The 18,982-nt window shown below is 72.8% G+C and carries 18 protein-coding genes; 6 read left to right on the top strand and 12 right to left on the bottom strand.

All coding sequences use genetic code 11. The annotated features are described in order from the left end of the window. Nucleotides 1-7: 7 nt before the first annotated feature. Complete coding sequence (locus EV188_RS14255; protein WP_133826896.1) at nucleotides 8-739, top strand: YaaA family protein; 732 nt, start codon at nucleotides 8-10, stop codon at nucleotides 737-739. A 239-nt stretch (nucleotides 740-978) separates the two neighbouring features. On the opposite strand, the gene EV188_RS14250 is transcribed toward EV188_RS14255, so the two are convergent. From EV188_RS14250 to EV188_RS14240, 3 genes are all read right to left on the bottom strand, one after another. Then, nucleotides 979-1,794, bottom strand: coding sequence for a serine hydrolase domain-containing protein (locus EV188_RS14250; protein ID WP_133826895.1), 816 nt, complete (start codon nucleotides 1,792-1,794; stop codon nucleotides 979-981). 17 nt (nucleotides 1,795-1,811) lie between these two features. Beyond that, complete coding sequence (locus EV188_RS14245) at nucleotides 1,812-2,693, bottom strand: serine hydrolase (protein WP_133826894.1); 882 nt, start codon at nucleotides 2,691-2,693, stop codon at nucleotides 1,812-1,814. Nucleotides 2,694-2,767: 74 nt separating this feature from the next. Then, nucleotides 2,768-3,637, bottom strand: coding sequence for a mechanosensitive ion channel family protein (locus tag EV188_RS14240; RefSeq protein WP_243741687.1), 870 nt, complete (start codon nucleotides 3,635-3,637; stop codon nucleotides 2,768-2,770). Between the two features lie 171 nt (nucleotides 3,638-3,808). Here EV188_RS14240 and EV188_RS14235 point away from each other — a divergent pair, with 171 nt between their 5' ends. After that, nucleotides 3,809-5,164, top strand: a complete 1,356-nt coding sequence (locus EV188_RS14235) for a sodium:proton exchanger (protein WP_133826892.1) — start codon at nucleotides 3,809-3,811, stop codon at nucleotides 5,162-5,164. Beyond that, nucleotides 5,161-6,120 carry a hypothetical protein gene (locus EV188_RS14230; protein ID WP_133826891.1) on the top strand — a complete coding sequence of 320 codons (960 nt, stop codon included), beginning with the start codon at nucleotides 5,161-5,163 and terminating at the stop codon, nucleotides 6,118-6,120. The genes EV188_RS14235 and EV188_RS14230 overlap by 4 nt, the downstream gene beginning before the upstream one ends. 24 nt (nucleotides 6,121-6,144) lie before the next feature. Here the strand turns inward: EV188_RS14230 and EV188_RS14225 are convergent, their stop codons facing one another. Genes EV188_RS14225 through EV188_RS14210 form a run of 4 tightly spaced genes read right to left on the bottom strand, consistent with a single transcriptional unit; the run spans nucleotide 6,145 to nucleotide 10,489 of the window. Continuing rightward, nucleotides 6,145-7,377 (bottom strand): ABC transporter ATP-binding protein, encoded by a 1,233-nt coding sequence (locus EV188_RS14225; RefSeq protein WP_133826890.1) that lies wholly within the window; start codon nucleotides 7,375-7,377, stop codon nucleotides 6,145-6,147. A gap of 29 nt (nucleotides 7,378-7,406) precedes the next feature. Further along, nucleotides 7,407-8,240, bottom strand: coding sequence for a carbohydrate ABC transporter permease (locus EV188_RS14220; RefSeq protein ID WP_133826889.1), 834 nt, complete (start codon nucleotides 8,238-8,240; stop codon nucleotides 7,407-7,409). 3 nt (nucleotides 8,241-8,243) lie between these two features. Continuing rightward, complete coding sequence (locus tag EV188_RS14215) at nucleotides 8,244-9,191, bottom strand: carbohydrate ABC transporter permease (RefSeq protein ID WP_133826888.1); 948 nt, start codon at nucleotides 9,189-9,191, stop codon at nucleotides 8,244-8,246. Further along, nucleotides 9,188-10,489 carry an extracellular solute-binding protein gene (locus EV188_RS14210; RefSeq protein WP_208114181.1) on the bottom strand — a complete coding sequence of 434 codons (1,302 nt, stop codon included), beginning with the start codon at nucleotides 10,487-10,489 and terminating at the stop codon, nucleotides 9,188-9,190. The genes EV188_RS14215 and EV188_RS14210 overlap by 4 nt, the downstream gene beginning before the upstream one ends. 184 nt (nucleotides 10,490-10,673) lie before the next feature. On the opposite strand from EV188_RS14210, the gene EV188_RS14205 reads away from it, so the two are divergent. Continuing rightward, entirely contained in the window at nucleotides 10,674-11,702 is a 1,029-nt protein-coding gene (locus EV188_RS14205) for a LacI family DNA-binding transcriptional regulator (RefSeq protein ID WP_243741686.1), read from the top strand. Beyond that, complete coding sequence (locus EV188_RS14200; protein WP_133826886.1) at nucleotides 11,699-12,991, top strand: DUF4032 domain-containing protein; 1,293 nt, start codon at nucleotides 11,699-11,701, stop codon at nucleotides 12,989-12,991. Before EV188_RS14205 ends, EV188_RS14200 begins: the two co-directional genes overlap by 4 nt. On the opposite strand, the gene EV188_RS14195 is transcribed toward EV188_RS14200, so the two are convergent. Both EV188_RS14195 and EV188_RS14190 read right to left on the bottom strand, forming a co-directional pair. Further along, complete coding sequence (locus tag EV188_RS14195) at nucleotides 12,992-14,635, bottom strand: glycoside hydrolase family 13 protein (RefSeq protein ID WP_133826885.1); 1,644 nt, start codon at nucleotides 14,633-14,635, stop codon at nucleotides 12,992-12,994. Between the two features lie 29 nt (nucleotides 14,636-14,664). Continuing rightward, nucleotides 14,665-15,144: a hypothetical protein gene (locus tag EV188_RS14190; protein WP_133826884.1), complete on the bottom strand. Its 480-nt coding sequence runs from the start codon at nucleotides 15,142-15,144 to the stop codon at nucleotides 14,665-14,667. Nucleotides 15,145-15,252: 108 nt separating this feature from the next. On the opposite strand from EV188_RS14190, the gene EV188_RS14185 reads away from it, so the two are divergent. Beyond that, nucleotides 15,253-15,636 carry an HNH endonuclease gene (locus EV188_RS14185; RefSeq protein WP_133826883.1) on the top strand — a complete coding sequence of 128 codons (384 nt, stop codon included), beginning with the start codon at nucleotides 15,253-15,255 and terminating at the stop codon, nucleotides 15,634-15,636. On the opposite strand, the gene EV188_RS14180 is transcribed toward EV188_RS14185, so the two are convergent. The 3 genes from EV188_RS14180 to asnB form a co-directional block, all read right to left on the bottom strand. Next, complete coding sequence (locus EV188_RS14180) at nucleotides 15,618-16,256, bottom strand: TenA family protein (protein ID WP_243741685.1); 639 nt, start codon at nucleotides 16,254-16,256, stop codon at nucleotides 15,618-15,620. The genes EV188_RS14185 and EV188_RS14180 overlap by 19 nt on opposite strands. A 182-nt stretch (nucleotides 16,257-16,438) precedes the next feature. Then, nucleotides 16,439-17,269: an aldo/keto reductase gene (locus EV188_RS14175; RefSeq protein ID WP_133826881.1), complete on the bottom strand. Its 831-nt coding sequence runs from the start codon at nucleotides 17,267-17,269 to the stop codon at nucleotides 16,439-16,441. Between the two features lie 53 nt (nucleotides 17,270-17,322). Further along, nucleotides 17,323-18,879, bottom strand: coding sequence for an asparagine synthase (glutamine-hydrolyzing) (asnB, locus tag EV188_RS14170; RefSeq protein WP_133826880.1), 1,557 nt, complete (start codon nucleotides 18,877-18,879; stop codon nucleotides 17,323-17,325). Nucleotides 18,880-18,982: the final 103 nt, after the last annotated feature.

Raw genomic sequence — 18,982 nt, 5'->3', positions numbered from 1 at the left:
GCCGGGCGTGCTCGTCGTCCTGCCCCCGTCGGAGACCAAGGCGCCCGGTGGTCGCGGGCGCCCGCTCGACCTGGACGCGCTGTCGTTCCCGTCGCTGAACCCGACGCGCAAGGTGCTGGTCGACGAGGTCGTGGCGCTGGCCGCCGACCTCCCCGCCTCACGGGCGGCGCTGGACATCTCCGAGCGCCAGGACGACGAGATCGCCCGCAACGCCGCGCTGTGGACGTCGCGGACCGCGCCGGCGCTGCGCCGCTACACCGGCGTCCTCTACGACGCGCTCGACGCGGCGTCGCTGACCCCGGCGGCGCGGCAGCGGCTGGTCGTGTGCTCGGCGCTGTTCGGGCTCGTCGGCGGCACCGACCCGATCCCGGCGTACCGGCTGTCGGGCGGCAGCGCGCTCCCCGGGCGTGACGGGCTCCGGGTCACGTGGCGCCCGGAGATCTCGCCGCTGCTCGAGGACGCCGGCGACCTCGTCGTCGACCTGCGCTCCGGCCCGTACATGGCGCTGGGTCCGGCGCGCGGCGCCGTGACGCTCGACGTGCACAGCGAGGCGGCCGACGGCTCGCGGACCGTCGTCAGCCACGCCAACAAGTCCCACAAGGGCCACGCCGCCCGGCTCCTCGCGTCGTCGCGGCGACGCCCGAAGGACGCGGGCGGGGTGCTGGCGCTCCTGCGCGACGCGGGCCTGCGCGTCGAGCAGGCCTCCGACCACGCGCTCGTCCTCGTCGTCCCGCGCTGAGCGCTCCTCGGCGTGTCTCCCGGTGTGTCAGCGTGGCGGCCACGCTGACGTTCAACGTCAGTATTTCCGCCAGCTCGACCCGTTCAAGATCGTGGTGACTTTCCTGACGTCTGACGTCAGCGTGGCCGCCACGCTGACACAGCCCCGGTGCCTCGGCCCCCACTCGGCGTGTCGCGCGAGCGAGGATGTGGCGATCCTGGTGTCAGACGCCAGCGATGCCGCATCGCTGGTACAGCCGGCTAGGTACCGGCCTCCGCGAGGACGGCGTCGGCGAGGGGCGGCCAGGCGGCTTTGGCCCAGTCGCCGAAGGCGCGGTCGGCGAGGGCCACGAGCGCGAGCCCGGCGTCCGGGTCCACCCACAGGAAGGTCCCCGACTGGCCGAAGTGCCCGAAGGTGCTCGCCGAGTTGGTCGCGCCCGTCCAGTGCGGCGACTTGCCGTCGCGCAGCTCGAAGCCCAGGCCCCAGTCGTTGGGCTTCTGGTGCCCGAAGCCCGGGATCGTGCCGTTGAGCCCCGGGAACTGCACCGTCCTCGCCTCGGCCACCGTCGACGGGTGCAGCAGCGTCGGCGCCTGGAGCTCGGCCGCGAGGCGCAGGAGATCGTCGACGGTGGAGGTCGCGCCGTGCCCCGGCGAGCCGTCGAGGGTCGTCGCCGTCATCCCGAGGGGCGCGAGGACCGCCTCATGGAGGTAGTCGGCGAACCCGATGCCGGTGGCCTCCTCGATCGTGGCGGCGAGCACCTCGAACCCCGCCGACGAGTACAGCCGCCGGGTGCCGGGCTCGGCGACGACACGGTGCTCGTCGAACGCCAGCCCCGAGGTGTGGGCGAGCAGGTGGCGCACGGTGGAGCCCTCGGGCCCGGCGGGCTGGTCGAGGGTGACGGCCTCCTCCTCGACCGCCACGAGTGCCGCGGTCGCCACGAGCGGCTTGGTCACCGACGCGAGCGGGAAGCGGCGGTCGGCCGGCCCGTGGGTGCCGCGCACCGTGCCGTCGGCGGCGACCACCCCGGCGGCGGCGTGGTCGACGGGCCAGTCGTCGATCTGCGCGAGGCTCTGCACCCCGGCGACCCTAGGGGTCAGTCGGCGAGTGCATCGCGGGCCGCCGACGCCGCGTCGTCGAGCAGCGTGCGGGCGGCGTCGTACCCGCGCGGCTGGTTCGACAGGAGCACGACGACGTAGCGCCCGCCCGCGTCCGGGAAGCCCGTCGAGTGCAGGTCGACGCTCGACCCGAAGCAGCACAGCCACCCCTGCTTCGCGGCCGCCGTGCCGCGCCGGCTGGGGTCGAGCAGGCCGAAGCCCTGGTCGAACCCGTCGGCCGCGGTGGCCGGGGCCGCGGCGAGGGCCTGGAGGACGAAGTCGCGGTCGGCGGGGGCCAGGCGCGTGCTGACGTAGGCGTACAGCGTGGCCACGTCCTGCGCCGACGTCCGCACCTCGCCCCACTGGGAGGTGTCGTCGGGCGGGGTGGTCGACCCGAGCCCGAGCGCCGAGGCCACCCGGCGGATGCCCTCGGGGCCGTCGTAGCTCGACCACAGCGCGTTCATCGCCTCGTCGTCGCTGAAGGTGAGGGCGCGGCGGAACCGCTGCTCGTCGGCCTGCGACGTCTGCACCTCGCCGGCCTCGCGCCGGGTCAGGATGTCGACGATCGTGAAGAGCTTCGCCACCGACGCCGCCCGCAGCGGGGTGCCGCCCTCGCCGTTGGCGACGGTCTGGCCGGTGGTCCGGTCGAGCACCGCCACCCCGAGCGTCACGCCGCTGCGCTCCTCGGCCGCCGGCGCCGTGGCGTCCACCGCCGCCTTGGCCCGGGACGGGGGCGGGGTCGGCGCTGTGGTCGTCGGTGTCGTCGTCGTGGGCGCCGCGACCGGTGGGGGCGCGGGCGCCGGCGCGGGCACGGAACCGCACCCGGCCACCAGCGCCGCCGCGACGAGCGCGCCGGCGAGGCGGCCGCGACGGAGGATCACACGGTGATCCTCCGCCCGCCGGTGTGGGGTCCGCGCGACGGAATGCCCTTCTCCGGGCGACGTCACAGCGGCGGTCACGCCGCCAGCATCACCTCGTCGGCGCGCAGCGCGGCGACGACACGCTCGGTCATGGAGCGCTGGACGGCCCACTGGCGACCCGGCTTCGTACGAGCCGTCAGTCGGAGGGTCATACCGGACGCGGACAGCGACTCGACGCCGAGGACCTGCGGCTTGTCGAGGACGTCACCGCCGTGCCCGTTCTCGTCGATGGCCGCGACGGCGGCCTCCTCGGCGATCGTCGCGGCGTGGGTGACGTCGGTGTCGAGCGCCAGCGGGATGTCGAGGACGGCGACGGCGTGGTCCTGCGAGCCGTTGCCGACGCGCTCGATCGTGCCGTTGCGGACGTACCAGACCATGCCGGTCACGTCGCGGACCGTCGTGGTGCGCAGCCCGACGCGCTCGATGGTGCCGATGGCGTCGCCGAGGTCGACGTGGTCGCCGACGCCGTACTGGTCCTCGAGGAGCATGAAGATCCCGGAGAGGAAGTCCTTGACGAGGTTCTGGGCGCCGAAACCGATGGCGAGCCCGACGACACCGGCCGAGGCGAGGACGGGCGCGAGGTTCACGCCGAACTGCCCCAGGACCATCATGAACGCGGTCCCGAAGATCAGGATGGTGGCCGCGTTGCGGATCACCGAGCTGACGGTGCGCGCCCGCTGGGCGCGGCGCGCTGACCCGAAGGCCTGGATGCGGTCGGCGTCGGTCACGCCGCGGCGCTTGCGCAGGAGCGACAACAGGCCCGGCACGCCGGCGCCGTTGGCCACGTGGCCGATGACGCGGTTGATCACGAACCGGAGGATCACCGCGACGACCACGATCACGGCGACGGCGATGCCGGTGTGGATCAGGGCGTCGAGGGTCAGGGATTCGGGGGAGAACGGCACGGCAACCAACCTCGGGGAGCGGGGGAGCGGTGAGTGGGCGACCGGCCGGACACCGTGCCCGATCATCCGGACCCGTCGCAAACCGCCTGGGTACACGCGCGCTGAACGGACACGGTGAGATGGGTCGGGTCGGGTGGGTGTGAAACTCGGATGAGGGGTAGACAACCGGACATGGCGACCACCAGCGCTGGCACGACCCGGCGCGGCGACCGTTCCCCCCTGCTGGTCGCCCTGGCCGTGGGGGTGGCGCTGCCGGGCCTGGTCCTGCGGCTCGGGGGGCTGCACCTCTCGCCGCCGATCGACGCGCTCCTGTTCGGCGTCGCGATCATCGGCGCGGCGTTCCTGCTCTCCTGGGCCGCCGAGGCCGCCCAGGTCGACATCTCCGCCGGGCTGGCGATCGCGCTGCTCGCGCTCGTCGCGGTGCTGCCCGAGTACGCCGTCGACTTCGTCTTCACGATCCAGGGCGGCAACGCCTACGCGCAGTACGGGCCGACGTGTCTGCCACCGGGTTCCACGGAGCAGTCGCCCTGCGGGCTGGCGCTGGCCAACATGACCGGCGCCAACCGGATCCTCGTCGGCGTCGGGTGGGCGCTCGTCGTGCTGCTCGCCGCGATCCGGTTGCGCCGCGGCGGAGCCGACGCGGGCGCGCCGGGAGGCGCGGGGACGTCGCACCAGCCGGGACGCCCGACGACCGTCACCCTGCTGCGCACCGACTCGGTGCCGCTGGTCTTCCTGCTCCTCGCCACCGTCTACTCGCTGACCCTGCCGCTGCGCACCAGCATCACGCTCGTCGACACCGTGGTCCTCGTCGGCATCTTCGTGCTCTACAGCATCCGCGTCGCCAAGGCGCCAGCCGAGGACCCCGACCTCATCGGCCCCTCGGCCTGGGTCGGGCGCATGGAGGCCCCGCGCCGGCGCACCGGCTACATCGGGCTCTTCGTCGTCGCCGCCGTGATCATCGTGCTGTGCGCCGAGCCGTTCGCGGAGTCGCTCGTCGAGACGGGCACCGAGCTCGGCATCAGCCAGTTCTTCCTGGTCCAGTGGCTCGCGCCGCTCGCCTCCGAGGCGCCCGAGCTGCTCGTCGCCGGCCTCTACGCCTGGCGCCTGAAGACCACCGACGCCCTCGCCACGCTGGTGTCGTCCAAGGTCAACCAGTGGTCGCTGCTCGTCGGCACGCTGCCGATCGTGTTCGCGCTGTCCGCGGGTTCGCTCAACGGGCTGCCGGTCGACGCCATGCAGCGCGAGGAGCTCCTCATCACCGCGGCGCAGTCGCTCTTCGCGGTGGCGCTGCTGGTCACGCTGTCGATCAACGTGGTCGGCGCGCTGAGCCTGCTGGTGCTGTTCGTCGGCCAGTTCGTCCTCGCCGCGACGCTGCCCGCGCCCCTGCAGGAGCTCGAGCTGCTGATCCTCTCCGGCGTCTACGTCGGGGCGGCGATCGTGCTGTTCCTGCGCAAGCGCCACGACCTCGTGCGGCTCCTGCGCGACGGCCTGCGCACCCCGTACGCCGAGCTCGTCGACGCCAAGTGAGCGACCGCCTCGCCGTCATGCTGGTGCACGGCGTCGAGAGCGCCGGCGAGCAGTACGCCGCCCGCGCCACGGCGCTGCTGCGCGAGGAGTTCACCCGCATCGCCGGCGTGCCCGCCGACGACGCCCTGGTCATCAAGCCGGCGTTCTGGGCGCCGGTGTTCGAGCGCGGGCAGGAGGAGCTCAGCGACCGCATCACCGGGCGCGGCGCCCGCTGGCTGGTCGAGATCCTCGACGCCCTCGCGGCCCGCGCCAGCCAGGGATCGACGCCTGCCCTGCTCGCGGCGGCGTCGACGGCGGGCCTGCGCTGGCTGCCGGGCCTCGACGACGCCCACTTCCCGACGCTGCGGTGGCTGATCGTCCACTACCTCGGCGACGCCGTGGCCTACCAGTCGGGCGCCGACGGCACCGGGCACTACCAGCAGGTCCAGGCCGTGCTCGCCGGCGCGCTGCACGAGCTCGCGGAGGAGGCGGGCGGCGAGGCGCCGCTGGCCGTGCTCGGCCACAGCCTCGGCAGCGTCGTCTCCAGCGACTTCCTCTACGACCTGCAGGGCGGGGCTCCCCTCGCCCCGACGGCGGCGCGCATCCTCGGGGACACCCCGCTCGAGCAAGGCGAGACGTTCGGCTGGTTCTACACGCTCGGCAGCCCGCTGGCCCTGTGGGCGCAGCGGCACCCGGACTTCGGCAAGCCGCTGACCGTGCCGCACCCGGCCTTCGCGGGCCGGCACCCCCGCCAGCGCGGGGAGTGGGTCAACGTCTACGACCCCGACGACGTCATCGCCTCGCCCCTGCGCCCGCTCAGCGACGCCTGGGCCGGCGCCGTCCACGAGGACCGGCGCGTCGGCGTTGGCCCGTGGTGGCTCGGCTGGACCCCGCTCGCCCACCCGTACTACTGGAACGACCGCCGCGTCGTCACGCCGATCGCGTCGCAGCTGGCCCAGGCCTGGCACCGGCTGTAGAGCACCGGGCCCGGGCGAGCTCCGTCAGACCTTCGCCCGCTCCACCTGCTCGATGCGGTCCTCCGCCGCTTCCTCGGTCAGCTTGCGGCCGGCCTCGGCGTCGCGGGTGAGGTTCTCGCCGGTCTTGGGGTCGAAGACGTGGACCTTGCGGGTGTCGAGCCAGAACTCCGCCTCGCGCCCCTCGCGGATGCGGCTGGTGGAGTCGATCGACACCACGGCCTGGGTCCGCAGCTGGTCGGAGTCGAGCTCGCGCGAGAGCGCCTTGAGCTGCTCGGCGATCTCGGCGGGCGCCTCGTACGGGATGTAGGCGTACTGCGCGTCGCCGAGCCACTCGGTGACGTCCACCCGGGCGCTGAACGTCGTCCCGTGTGGCTTCTTGGCCTCGTCGACGAGGCTCGCGTCCTCGAAGTACTCGGGGCGGATGCCGACGAGCAGCAGGTCGTGGCCCTTGACCTTCTCGGCGCGCTCCGCACCCAGCTCGACCGTGCCGAACGGCGTCGAGAGGCTCGTGCCCTCGACGCTGGCCGGCAGGAAGTTCATGGGCGGCGAGCCGATGAACCCGGCGACGAACAGGTTGACGGGCTGCTCGTAGAGCTCGCGCGGCGACGCCACCTGCTGGATGACGCCCTTGCGCAGCACGCAGACGCGGTCGCCGAGGGTCATGGCCTCGGTCTGGTCGTGGGTGACGTAGACGGTGGTGATGCCGAGGCGGCGCTGCAGGCGCGCGATCTCGGTGCGCATCTGGCCGCGCAGCTTGGCGTCGAGGTTGGACAGCGGCTCGTCGAAGAGGAACGCGTCCGCGGACCGCACGATCGCCCGGCCCATCGCGACGCGCTGGCGCTGGCCGCCGGAGAGGTTGGCGGGCTTGCGCTCGAGGTGCTCCTTGAGCTCGAGGACGCCGGCGGCCTCCTCGACGCGCTTCTTCACCTCGCCGTCGGGCACCTTCGCCAGGCGCAGCGGGAACGCGATGTTCTCGAACACGCTCAGGTGCGGGTAGAGCGCGTAGTTCTGGAACACCATCGACAGGTTGCGGTCGCGCGGCGCCTTGTCGTTGACCCGGTCGCCGCCGATGACCATGTCGCCCGAGGTGATGTCCTCGAGCCCCACGATCATCCGGAGCAGCGTCGACTTCCCGCAGCCCGACGGCCCGACCAGGATCATGAACTCGCCGTCGGCGATGTCGAGGCTCACGTCGTTCACGGCGGGGAAGCCGTCGCCGTACTGCTTGACGATGTGGCTCATCTCGATCGAGGCCATGGCCAGTCGTTGTCCTTTCTTGAGAAGAGTCAGCCCTTCACGGCGCCGTTGGTGAGACCGGCGACGATGCGCCGCTGGAAGAGCAGGACGAGGAGCACGACCGGGATCGTGACGATCACCGCGGCGGCCGCGATCGGGCCGTTCGGTGACTCGAACTGCGAGGCGCCCGAGAACAGACCGAGCGCCGCGGGCACCGGACGGGCCGCTTCGGTCGAGGTCAGTGAGATGCCGTAGACGAAGTCGTTCCAGGCGAGGAAGAACGCGATGATCGCCGTGGTGAACACCCCGGGCGCGGCCAGCGGCACGATCACCTTGCGGAACGCCTGCCACGGGGTGGCCCCGTCGACCTGGGCGGCCTGCTCCATCTCCCACGGGATCTCGCGGAAGAAGGCCGACAGGGTCCAGATCGAGATCGGCAGCGTCAGCGAGAGGTAGGGGATGATCAGGCCGGGCCAGGTGTTGTAGAGCCCGATCTGGCGCCACAGGTTGAACAGCGGCGTGACGATCGAGATCACCGGGAAGATCGCCACCGCGAGCGCGGTGGACAGGATGAGCTTCTTGCCCGGGAAGTCCAGGCGGGCGATCGCGTACGCGGCGAACATCGAGAGCAGGCACGAGATGAACGTCGCGATGATGCAGATGCCGAACGAGTTGACCAGCGCGGGCAGGAAGAGCCCCGCCGCGTCGCCGACGAGGATCTGCTCGTAGTTGGCACCGGAGAACACGGTGGGCAGGAACTGGCCGTTCGAGATGTCGTCCGACGACTTGAACGACAGCGAGATGATCCACGCCACCGGGAACAGGCAGTAGACGACGATCAGCAGGCCGCCGATACCCCAGCCGACCTTTTCGCGGGTGGACACCGGCTACTCCCCTCGCGCCTGGGACAGGTCGACCTTGAAGCCCTTGATGAACAGGGCGCTGATCAGCACCACCGACAGGAACAGCAGCACCGACACCGCCGACCCCAGTCCGATCTCGACGCGCTCGATCGTCTGCCGGTAGGCGAGGAACGACACCGTCTCCGTGTTGTTCGCGCCGGCCGTCATGACGAACACGGAGTCGAAGACGCGGAACGCGTCCAGCGTGCGGAACAGGACGGCGACCATGATCGCCGCCTTCATGTTCGGCAGCGTCACCCGCCGCAGCCGCTGCCACCACGACGCGCCGTCGACCTTGGCCGCCTCCTGCAGCACATCGGGCACCTGGGCGAGGCCCGCGAGCAGCAGCAGCGAGATGAACGGCGTGGTCTTCCAGATCTCCGCGAGGCAGATGACGAACAGCGAGAGGCCCTGGGTGCCGAACCAGTCGGTCTCCGGGGTGGCGCCCAGGAACGAGAACCAGGAGTTCACGAAGCCCGAGTCGACGCTGAACGCGAACTGCCACGCGAACGCGGAGACCACGGTGATCACCGCGTAGGGGATGAGGATGACCGTGCGCAGGACCGGCCGCAGCGCCTTGAGGGCGTTGAGCATGACCAGGGCGAGCCCGAACCCGAGGACCAGCTCCACCGCCACGGTGACGACGGTGATGAACGTCGTGACGCCGAACGACGTCCACCACACCGAGTCGGTGAGGATCACGCCGTAGTTGCCGAGCCCGACGAACGAGGAGTTCTGCGGGTCGGTGAGGCGGTAGTCGAACAGCGAGTCGAAGACCGCCTGGACGATCGGGTACGCCGTGACCAGCAGCATCACGACGAACGCGGGGCCGGCGAGGTACCAGCCGAGCTTGCGCTCGGCCCGCGACTTGTCGTTGCCACGACCGCCGCTCGGGTCGACGGCACTGACCGGGCGATCGAGTGTGGCGCTCACAGCAGCGCCTCCTTCCGCAGCACCGCGGTGATGAGGGCCGTCGCGGCCTCGTTGGTGGCGCCCGGCGTGACCGAGCCCGGCGGGTGGAAGGTCCGCTGGATGCCGCCCGAGACCTCCGCGTAGTACGCGGTCTGGGGCCGCGGCGCGGCCAGGGTCAGCGACTCACGGATGGTCGGCGCCATCGGGAACTCCGCCAGCACCTCCGGGTCGTCGAAGACCGAGAGCCGCGACGACGGGTTGCCGTTCGAGACGAAGTAGTACGCGGAGTTCTCCGGGCTGGTGATGCAGGTCGTGGCCTCGTAGGCCAGGTCCGGGTGGTTGCTGAACGCGCCCACGCCGAGGTTGATGCCGCCGAGCGGCGGCGCGCTCGGCCGGTCCGGGAGCACGCGCGGGTAGAGCGTCCAGCCGTAGTCGTCGGGGACGGACTGCTGGAGCGTGCCCTCCTCGACCGCGGACTTGGCCTTCCCCCAGATGAACGGGTAATTGACCATGAACGAGGCGTCGCCGGACTGGAACGACTCGGCGTTGGTGTCCTCGTCGGCCGTCGGGAACCCGGGCGGCGCGACGCCGGCGTCGCCGTAGGTGCGCAGGACGCGGGCCGCCTCGATGCCGGGCGGTGCGGTGAGCCCCAGCTGGACGAGGTCCGGGTTCTCCTCGCCGACGTTGGTGATGATCGAGCCGCCGGCGGACTCGACGAGCGCGTTGACCCACACCGTCAGCGACTCGCCGCGCACGCCCTGGGCGGCGATCTGGGTGCGGTTCTGCGCGGCCGCCTGGATGATCCGGTCCCAGGTCACCGGCTGGTTCATGTCCAGCCCCATCGCCGCGACCGCGGACTTGCGGTACCAGAGCAGCTGGGTGTTGGCCCAGAACGGGACGACGACGAGCTGGCCCTGCCAGGTCGAGGCCTCGATCGAGCTGGGGACCCGGTCCTCCCGCGCGGCCGCCGCGACCTGCGGCGGCATCGGGGCCAGGAAGCCCGCCTGCGCGAACTCGGGCACGTAGGGCGGGTCGATGCTCATGATGTCGATCGACGAGTCGTTGGCCGCGAGGCGCCGGACGAGCTGCTGGCGCTGCTCGGAGGCCTGACGCGGCAGCGTCGACGTCGCGATCGTGTACCGGCCGCCGGCGGCGGCGGTGCAGCGGGCCGCGATCTCGGCCTGGCCCCCGTCGTCCGGGTTGATGTACCAGGTGAGCACCGGCGGGCCCGACGGCGCCGAACTGCACGCCGCGGCCATGGCCGCGATCACCGCGACGGCGAGGGCCACCGCGGTGAGCCGCCGACGTTGGTGGCGCATCGCTCTCCTTTCGGACACCCACACGAGAACTGGAAGCGCTTGCGGGTGGAGCGTGGTGATGCGGGTCTCACAAGTCAAGCACGAAGAGCGACGAACTGGTCGCACTAGGACGTCTGACACGGTCCGGTCGATGAGGGCCATTGCTGCTCTGGAAGCGCTTGCGGACCGGTGCCATGCTGACGTTGTGACCGGGGACACGCAGAGCTGGCGCCGTGCCGCGCCCGCCTCCCCGGTGACCCTCGACGACGTCGCGCGCCGCGCCGGCGTCTCGCTCGCCACCGCGTCGCGGGCCCTCGGCGAGCACCCGCACGTCGCCGCCGCCACCCGCGCCCGCGTCCGCGAGGCCGCCGAGGCGCTCGACTACGTCGCGTCCCCCGAGGCGGCGCGGCTCGCCGGCGGGCCGACCGGGCGCGTCGCGGTCCTCGTGCCGCACCCGTCACGGTGGTTCTTCGGCGAGCTCATCGAGGGCCTCGAGGCCGCGCTGCGCGCCGCCGACCTCGACCTCGTGCTCTTCCGCGTCGGCGGTCCCGAGGAGCGCGCCGCGTTCTTCGACCGCCTGCCGGCCCGCCGCAAGGTGGACGCGGTCGTGGTGCTCGCCGTGGCCGTCGACGACGCCGAGCACGCCCGGCTCGCGTCGCTGGGCGTCGACGTCGTGGTCGCCGGCGGGCGGGTGGCGCCGTACCCGTCGGTCGGCATCGACGACCACGGCGCCGGGCGCCAGGCGATGGACCACCTGCTCCATCTGGGCCATCGGCGGATCGGGCTGATCGCGGTGGACGACGACGCGCGGGCGTCGGCGTGGCGCACGGCCCTCGCCGACGCCGGGATCGAGCCCGAGGACGAGCTCGCGACCACCGTGGCGTGGGGCGGCGAGGGCGGCGCCGAGGGGATGGCGCGCCTGCTCGGGCTGCGCACCCCTCCGACGGCGGTCTTCGCCCACGACGACGAGACCGCGCTCGGCGCGATCCGCACCCTGCGCCGCGCCGGCCTGCGCGTCCCCGAGGACCTCTCCGTGATCGGTGTCGACGACCACCCGCTGGCCGCGCTGACCGACCTCACCACCGTCGCCCAGCCCGTCCGGGAGCAGGGTCGCCGCGCCGGGGAGCTCGTGGCGGCCGCACTGCGCGGCGACCTGCAGGAACCCCTCGCCGAGGTCCTGCCCACCCGGCTCGTGCTGCGCGGGACGACCTCACCTCCGGGAGCACCACGATGACCGCACCGGACCTGCGCCTGCGCGTCCCCTCGCCCGGCCTGATCGCCCTGCCCTGGGACCGGCCGCTGGCGTCGTGGGACCCCGCCGACGTCCCGCTGCGCGAGCTGCCCGTCGGCCCCAGCCGTCACCTCGTGCGGTTCGTCGAGGTCGACGGGACGCTCTGGGCGCTCAAGGAGCTGCCGCCGCGCATCGCGGGCAAGGAGTTCGACAACCTGCGCCACCTCGAGTCCGCCGGCCTGCCCGCCGTGCGCCCGGCGGGGCTCGTCACCCAGCCCGACCACGACTGCTCGATCCTGCTGACCCGGTACCTGACCGGCTCGTGGCAGTACCGCCGGCTGATCGCCCGTCTGCCCCCGAACCGTCCGGCCCAGCGCGCGCGGCTGTTCGACGCCATGGTCGGCCTGCTGGTCGAGCTGCACCGCCACGGCGTCTACTGGGGCGACTGCTCGCTCGCCAACACGCTGTTCTCCCGCGACGGCCAGCTGTTCCAGGCCTGGCTCGTCGACGCCGAGACCAGCGAGGTGCACCCGTCGCTGTCGGACGGGCAGCGGCAGATGGACCTCGAGATCCTCGTCGAGAACGTCGCGGCGGGCATGACCGACCTCGCCGCGAGCCTCCACCGGCCGCCGGAGATCGAGCCGCAGCTGATCGCCGAGGCGATGGAGCTCCCCGAGCGCTACGAGGCGCTGTGGAGCGTGCTGCACGGGCAGGCGCAGTTCGCGTTCGGCGACCGGTACCGCGTCGAGGGCACCGTGCGCGAGCTCAACGACCTCGGCTATGTCGTCGACGAGGTGAGCCTGGCGCCCGCCGACGACACGGCGGGCGGGATCGTGCGGCTGCGCGTGGCCGTCGGCGAGCGCAACCACCACGCCCGCTACCTGCGCGGGCTCACCGGCCTGGAGGTCGGCGAGGGCCAGGCGCGCATCCTGCTCGGCGACCTGCGGGCCACCCAGCGCGCGATCGCCCGCGAGCACCCCGAGCGCCGGGTCACCGAGGAGCAGGCGATCGCGAGCTGGCGCCACGACGTGCTGGCCCCGGGCATGCGCCGGGCCCACGCCGCGGTGCGCCACGTCGGCACGGCCGTGCAGGCCTACTGCGACCTCCTCGAGGTGCGCTGGCTGCTCTCCGAGCAGGCCGGGGCCGACGTGGGCACCGCCCGCGCGCTGGAGGCCCTCGCCGAGCGCGCGCCGACCGACTCCGCGGCGCGCTCGGTGGTCGTCGACACCGCCTCGGACATCCCCGTCGTCGAGGCGGACCCGGCGGTGCCGGACGTGCCTCCGGAGTGGTGATCAGCTCACGGCGAGCCACACCGCGGCGTCGGACCCCAGCCGGCCGTCCTCGAGCGGCACGCTCGCGAGCAGGACCTCGTCGTGCGCGGGGAGGTCGACGGGCTCGGGGCCGAGGTTGACCAGGCATGCGAACCCGGGCTCGCGGCGCAGGTGCAGCAGCGTGTCGCCGGGCGCGGACACCCAGGTCAGCTCGCCGTCGCCGAGCGCCGGGTGGGCCCGCCTCCGGTGCAGCGCGGCCCGGTAGAGCTCGAGCACCGCGCCGGGGTCGCCCTGCTGGCGGTCGGCGGCGTAGTCGGTCCACCCCGAGGGCTGCGGTAGCCACGGCGCCGCTGCACCCTCGGGGCTGAAGCCGGCCGACGCGCCGTCGGTGGCCGACCACGGGAGCGGCACGCGGCAGCCGTCGCGCCCGCGGACCGTGTGTCCCGAGCGCTCCCAGGTCGGGTCCTGCAGGGCGTCGGAGGGGATGTCCTCGACCTCGGGCAGCCCCAGCTCCTCGCCCTGGTAGACGTACATGCCGCCGGGCAGCGCGGCCTCGAGCACCAGGGCGGCCCGCGCGCGGCGGGTGCCGAGGGCGAGGTCCGGGGACTCGTCCGACGCCTGCGGCACCGCGGACGTCGGGACCTCCTCGGGCGCGCGCACGGGACGGCCGTAGCGGCTCGGGTGCCGGACGACGTCGTGGTTGGACAGCACCCACGTCGCGGGCGCGCCGGCGGCCCGGAGCCGGCCGGTGGTGACGTCGATCGTCTCGCGCAGCGCGGCCGGGTCCCAGGGCGCGACGAGGTAGTCGAAGTTGAACGCCGTGTGCAGGCGCCCGGGCGCGACGTAGCGCGCGAGGCGGTCCGGCGCCGGGGTCCAGGCCTCGGCGACGAACATGCGGTCGCCGGGGTACTCGTCGGCCACGCGCCGCCAGGCCTCGTAGACCTCGAGCACGCCGTCGCGGTCGACGAAGGGGTGCGTGCCCGGCGCGTAGGTGCGGCCGATGAGGTCGCGGGCGTCGGTGAGGTCGGGCAGCGCCGGGTCCTTGACCAGCCCGTGCGCGACGTCGATGCGGAACCCGTCGACGCCGCGGTCGAACCAGAAGCGCAGGACCGCCTCGAACTCGGCCGCGACCTCGGGGTTCGCCCAGTTCAGGTCGGGCTGGCCGGGGTCGAACAGGTGCAGGTACCAGGAGCCGTCCGCCACCCGCGTCCACGCGGGGCCGCCGAAGTGGGACTGCCAGTTCGTGGGCGGCTCGGCGCCGTCCGGACCGCGGCCGGGGCGGAAGACGTACCGCTCCCGCGCGCCCGGCTCGTCGGCGAGGGCGGCGACGAACCACGCGTGCCGGTCGGACGTGTGGTTGGGGACGATGTCGGGGATCAGCCGCAGGCCGTGCTCGTGGGCGTCGACGATCAGCTTCTCGGCGTCGCTGACGGTGCCGTACGCGGGCTCGATCGTCCGGTAGTCGGCGACGTCGTAGCCCGCGTCGGCCTGCGGGGACGCGTACCAGGGGTTGATCCACAACGCGTCGACGCCGAGGTCGGCGAGGTACGGGAGCTTCTCGCGGATCCCCGCGATGTCCCCGATCCCGTCGCCGTCGGCGTCGGCGAAGCTGCGGATGTAGACCTGGTAGATGACGGCCTCGCGCCACCAGGGCGTGTCTGTCACGCCCTCCACGATGCCTGACGGCCGCCGGCTCAGACGCGGGCCGTGGCGCGACCCTCCTCCTCGTCCTCGAACTCGTCGTCGACGTCCTCGTCGTCCTCGTCGTCCTCGTCGTCGAAGTCCTCCGGCGCGGGGATCTCCTCGAGGTCGGGCGCCTCGTCGATGCCCTCCGGCGCGCGGCGCTCACGGAGCCGCTCGGTGGCGCGGCGCAGCATCTCCAGCGCCTGCGAGGCGAGGCGGACGACGAACGCGAGGAACAGGCGCGCCTGCTCCAGGAGGAACGCGAACGCCGCGCCCGTGCGGCTCTGCCCCTCGGCGGGCTTCGGGGTGCGGGCCTGGGTGTCGGTGCTCTCGTGCAGGCGGTCGGCGAGCTGGTCGACCTTCTCGACGGCCCGGTCGGTGACGGCGGCCAGCACGCGGCCGGCGAGGACGGGGAGCATGCGGCGGGCGGCCTCGCCCAGGATCTGGTTGCTCATCTGGCTGGGGCGGGGAGCGGTGCCGTTGGTGGTCATCCCGCCTGACGCTAGGCGTGGATCACCGGGCGGACACTCCGCCGACGGCACCCACCCGCCGCGCACATGCGAGGTTCGCCGCCCGCATCCGGTGGCATCCTGGACACGATGCGACAGCCGGGGCGCCGTGAGCGGCTCGACGCCGCGCGCGAGCGTGACGGCGACGCCTGCCTGTGGTGCGCGCGCCCGCTGACCGGTGCCGTCGCGGCCACCACCGACCACGTCGTGCCCAAGGTCAAGGGCGGGCCGTCGTGGCTGGAGAACGAGGTCGCCGCGTGCCGCCGCTGCAACGGCGAGCGGGGAAACCGCGGGGCCGTGGACTGGCTCGAGGAGTGCGAGCGACGCGGGTGGTCGCCCGACGTGGCACGCCTCGAGCGGGTGCTGGCGTCGCTCGCGGCGGCGATCGTCGAGCGCGGGGGCCAGCGGCGGGCCCGTCCGCACCTGGACGCCCAGCTGCGGCGGCTGCGCAAGCGTCACCCGGCGGCGGCGTAGGCGGCGTCGAAGAAGACGAGCTCGAGGTCGACGGCACGGGTGAACAGCTCGGTCATGCGCTCCCGGGTCGTCCGGTCGGCGTCCCCGGCGACGCGGTCGGTCTCGCTGCGCAGCAGGTCGACCCACGCCGTGAACGCGGGGCCGCGGTGCAGGTCGATCCACTCGCGGTGCAGCCAGTCGTCGGGCGCGGCTCCTGGGTGGGAGGCCCAGTCGAGGTAGAGCCACTCGGCGACCAGCAGCACGGTCAGCGCGTCGCCGTAGGAGGTCGACCGCCGCGCCTCGTCCATCAGGTCGAGGAAGCCCCGGGTCGCCGGCAGCGGATCGGTTGGAGCCGTCGCGCCGAGGCGGGCGAGCGCGCGGTCGAAGTAGTCGTTCTCGTCCCCCGCGACCAGCCCGAGCTGGCGGGCGATCGCGAGCCGGGGAGCGGTGCGGTCGGCGGACGCGACGGCCTCGCCGAGCAGGGCGACGAAGCGGTCGAGGAACAGGGCGTCCTGCGCGAGGTAGCGGGCGAGCACGGCGTCGTCGACGGTGCCGGCCCAGAGCTCGTCGACGAACCGGTGCCCGACCGCGGCCTCCCACGTCGCCGCCGTGGCGACCCGCATGTCGTCGGCGAAGCCCACCGGACCTCCTCGCGTCGCACCGAGCTGGCGGATTTCCTGACGTTCAACGTCAGCGTGGCCGCCACGCTGACACACCCCGGACATGGCGCGGCCCGGGCATCGGCGGGCGGGGGCTTCCGCCGATGACCGGGCCGCGTTCGGGCATCCCGGCGCGCGGGGTGGTGTGCGCCGGGAGAACGTCTCTAGCGGGCGAACGTGTCGGGGTCGGGACCCAGACGCTCCGCCTTCTCCATGCCCTCGATCTTCTGCATGTCGTCGTCGGTGAGCTCGAAGTCGAAGATGTCGAAGTTCTCGCGGACACGCTCGGGCGTGACCGACTTCGGGAAGATGATGTTGCCGATCTGGACGTGCCAGCGCAGCACCACCTGCGCGGCGCTCTTCCCGTGCGCCTGCGCGATCTCGCCGAGCTCGGGGGCGTCGAGCAGGCCCTTGCCCTGGCCGATCGGGCTCCACGCCTCGGTCTTGATGCCGTGGCGCTCGTGGTAGGCGCGCAGGCCGGCCTGCTGCATGTGCGGGTGGAGCTCGATCTGGTTGATCGCCGGCACCGTCTCGGTCTCCTCGAGGAGCCGGTCGAGGTGGTGCGGCTGGAAGTTCGAGACGCCGATCGTGCGGACCTTGCCGTCGGCCCGGGCCTCCTCGAAGCCCTTCCACGTGTCGACGTAGAGGTCCTTGCCCGGCAGCGGCCAGTGGATGAGGTAGAGGTCCACGTGGTCCAGGCCGAGCTTGGAGAGGCTCTCGTCGAGGGCCTTCTGCGCGTCGACCCGGCCGTGGTTGCCGTTGTTGCACTTCGTCGTGATCCACAGCTCGCCGCGGTCGATGCCCGACTTGGCGATGGCCTCGCCGACCTCGGCCTCGTTGCCGTACATCTGCGCCGTGTCGATGTGGCGGTAGCCGACCTCGAAGGCCGTCTGCACCGACTCCGCCGTGTCCGACGGGTCGATCTGGAACACGCCGAACCCCAGCTGGGGGATGACCGTGCCGTTGTTCAGCTCGATACCGGGGACATCGCTCATGTCCAGCGGTTACCCCGGGTGGTCCGGAACTCAACCACCCGGGGACACCCTGCTCAGGCCTCCGCGAACGCACCCAGCGTGCGGTCGGGGCGCACGCCGGCGAACGAGCGGTGCCACGTCCGGTAGTACGCGACCTCCTCGTCGCTGCGCAGCTCCCAGCCGTGCTCGACCGTCGGGGGCTCCGCGTTCTGGGCGCCCTCCTTGGCCTTCTCCTTCTCGACGAGCTTGGAGAGCACGTCCTTGGCGCCGGAGCCGTCGCCGAACTGCTCCTTGCCGCGCCAGATGATGTCGAACGGCACCATCCCGTCGAACGCCTCGCGCAGCAGCTGCTTCTCCACGCGGTCGTGGATCTTGAGCTTCCACTCGGCGGGGAGGGCGAGCAGCTCGCGCATCACGGTGGCGTCGAGGAACGGCACGCGGGCCTCGAGGCCGTAGTTCATCGTGGTGCGGTCGCAGCGCTGCAGGTTGAGCTCGTGCAGGCTCTCGATCGACCGGACGAGCTCGGCCTGCAGGGCGTCCGGGGTCGAGAACTCCTCGCTGTGGATGTACTCGTAGCCGGCGAAGAGCTCGTCGGCGCCCTCGCCGGTGAGCACGACCTTGACGTGCTTCACGGCCTCGCGGGCCAGCAGCAGGTTCGGCACCGCGGAGCGCACGAGCGCCGGGTCGAAGTGCTCGATGACCGTGACGGCCTCGTCGAGCGCCTCCTCCAGGTCGTCCGCGGTGGGGACGATCTCGTGGTGGTCGGTGCCGAGGAAGTCGGCCACGGCGCGGGCGGCGAGCAGGTCGGCGGAGCCCTCGGTGCCGACGGCGAAGGTCGGCAGGCGCTCGCCCTTCTCCTCGGCGACCTTGGCGGCGACGGCCGCGACGATCGCGGAGTCGAGCCCGCCGGAGAGGAACACGCCGACCGGCACGTCGCTCATCATGTGGCGGCGGATCGAGTCGGTGAGGACGTCGCGGATCTGGCCGAGGTCCTCCTCGGTCCACTGCTTGTCCGGGGCGTTGCGCGCGGGGCGCACCTCGACCGGGACGGCGTCGGCGAAGCGCACCATGGCGCCCTCGGCGACGTCGCTGCCGGCGATGCCCGGCGTCCACACGTGCCCGGGCGGGAAGGCCTCGACGAAGGGCTGGTCCTCGGGGTCGAAGGCGCGCAGCTCGCTGGCGAAGATGGTCACGTCGTCGAGGCGGGCCCAGTACAGCGGCTTGATGCCGATCGGGTCGCGCGCGACCGCGCCGCGCCCGTCGGTGTGGGCCATCGCGAGCGCGAACATGCCGCGCACCTCGTACAGCGCGGCCGAGCCGTCGCGCAGCACGAGCCGGAAGGCCGACTCGGTGTCCGAGTCCGTCGCGAACCGGACCTCGGAGAGGACGTCGCGGATGTCCTCGTGGTTGTAGATCTCACCGTTGCCGACCACGTAGGCCGAGTCGGTGTCATCCGCGATGGGCTGCTTGCCACCGCTGACATCCATGATCGACAGGCGCTGGTGGCCGAGCCACGCGTTCTCCAGCTGCACCCGTCCCGTGTCGTCCGGTCCGCGGTGGTGGATCCGGGCGAGCATCCGCTCACACTTCTCGGGGTCGATGACGCCATAGGCGGCGACGATTCCGCACACGTGTGTTCACGTTCCTCGTATCGGGGTCGCTCTCCACATAACCACGATGGATGCAAGACACGCACCGCAACGGGGTCTGTGTCACGTGGCCTTAACGGTCAAG

Source organism: Actinomycetospora succinea (genome assembly GCF_004363095.1).
Classification (GTDB): Bacteria; Actinomycetota; Actinomycetes; order Mycobacteriales; family Pseudonocardiaceae; genus Actinomycetospora; species Actinomycetospora succinea.
Note: the sequence above shows the minus strand (reverse complement) of the source record. Positions and strands in the feature narration are given on the sequence as shown.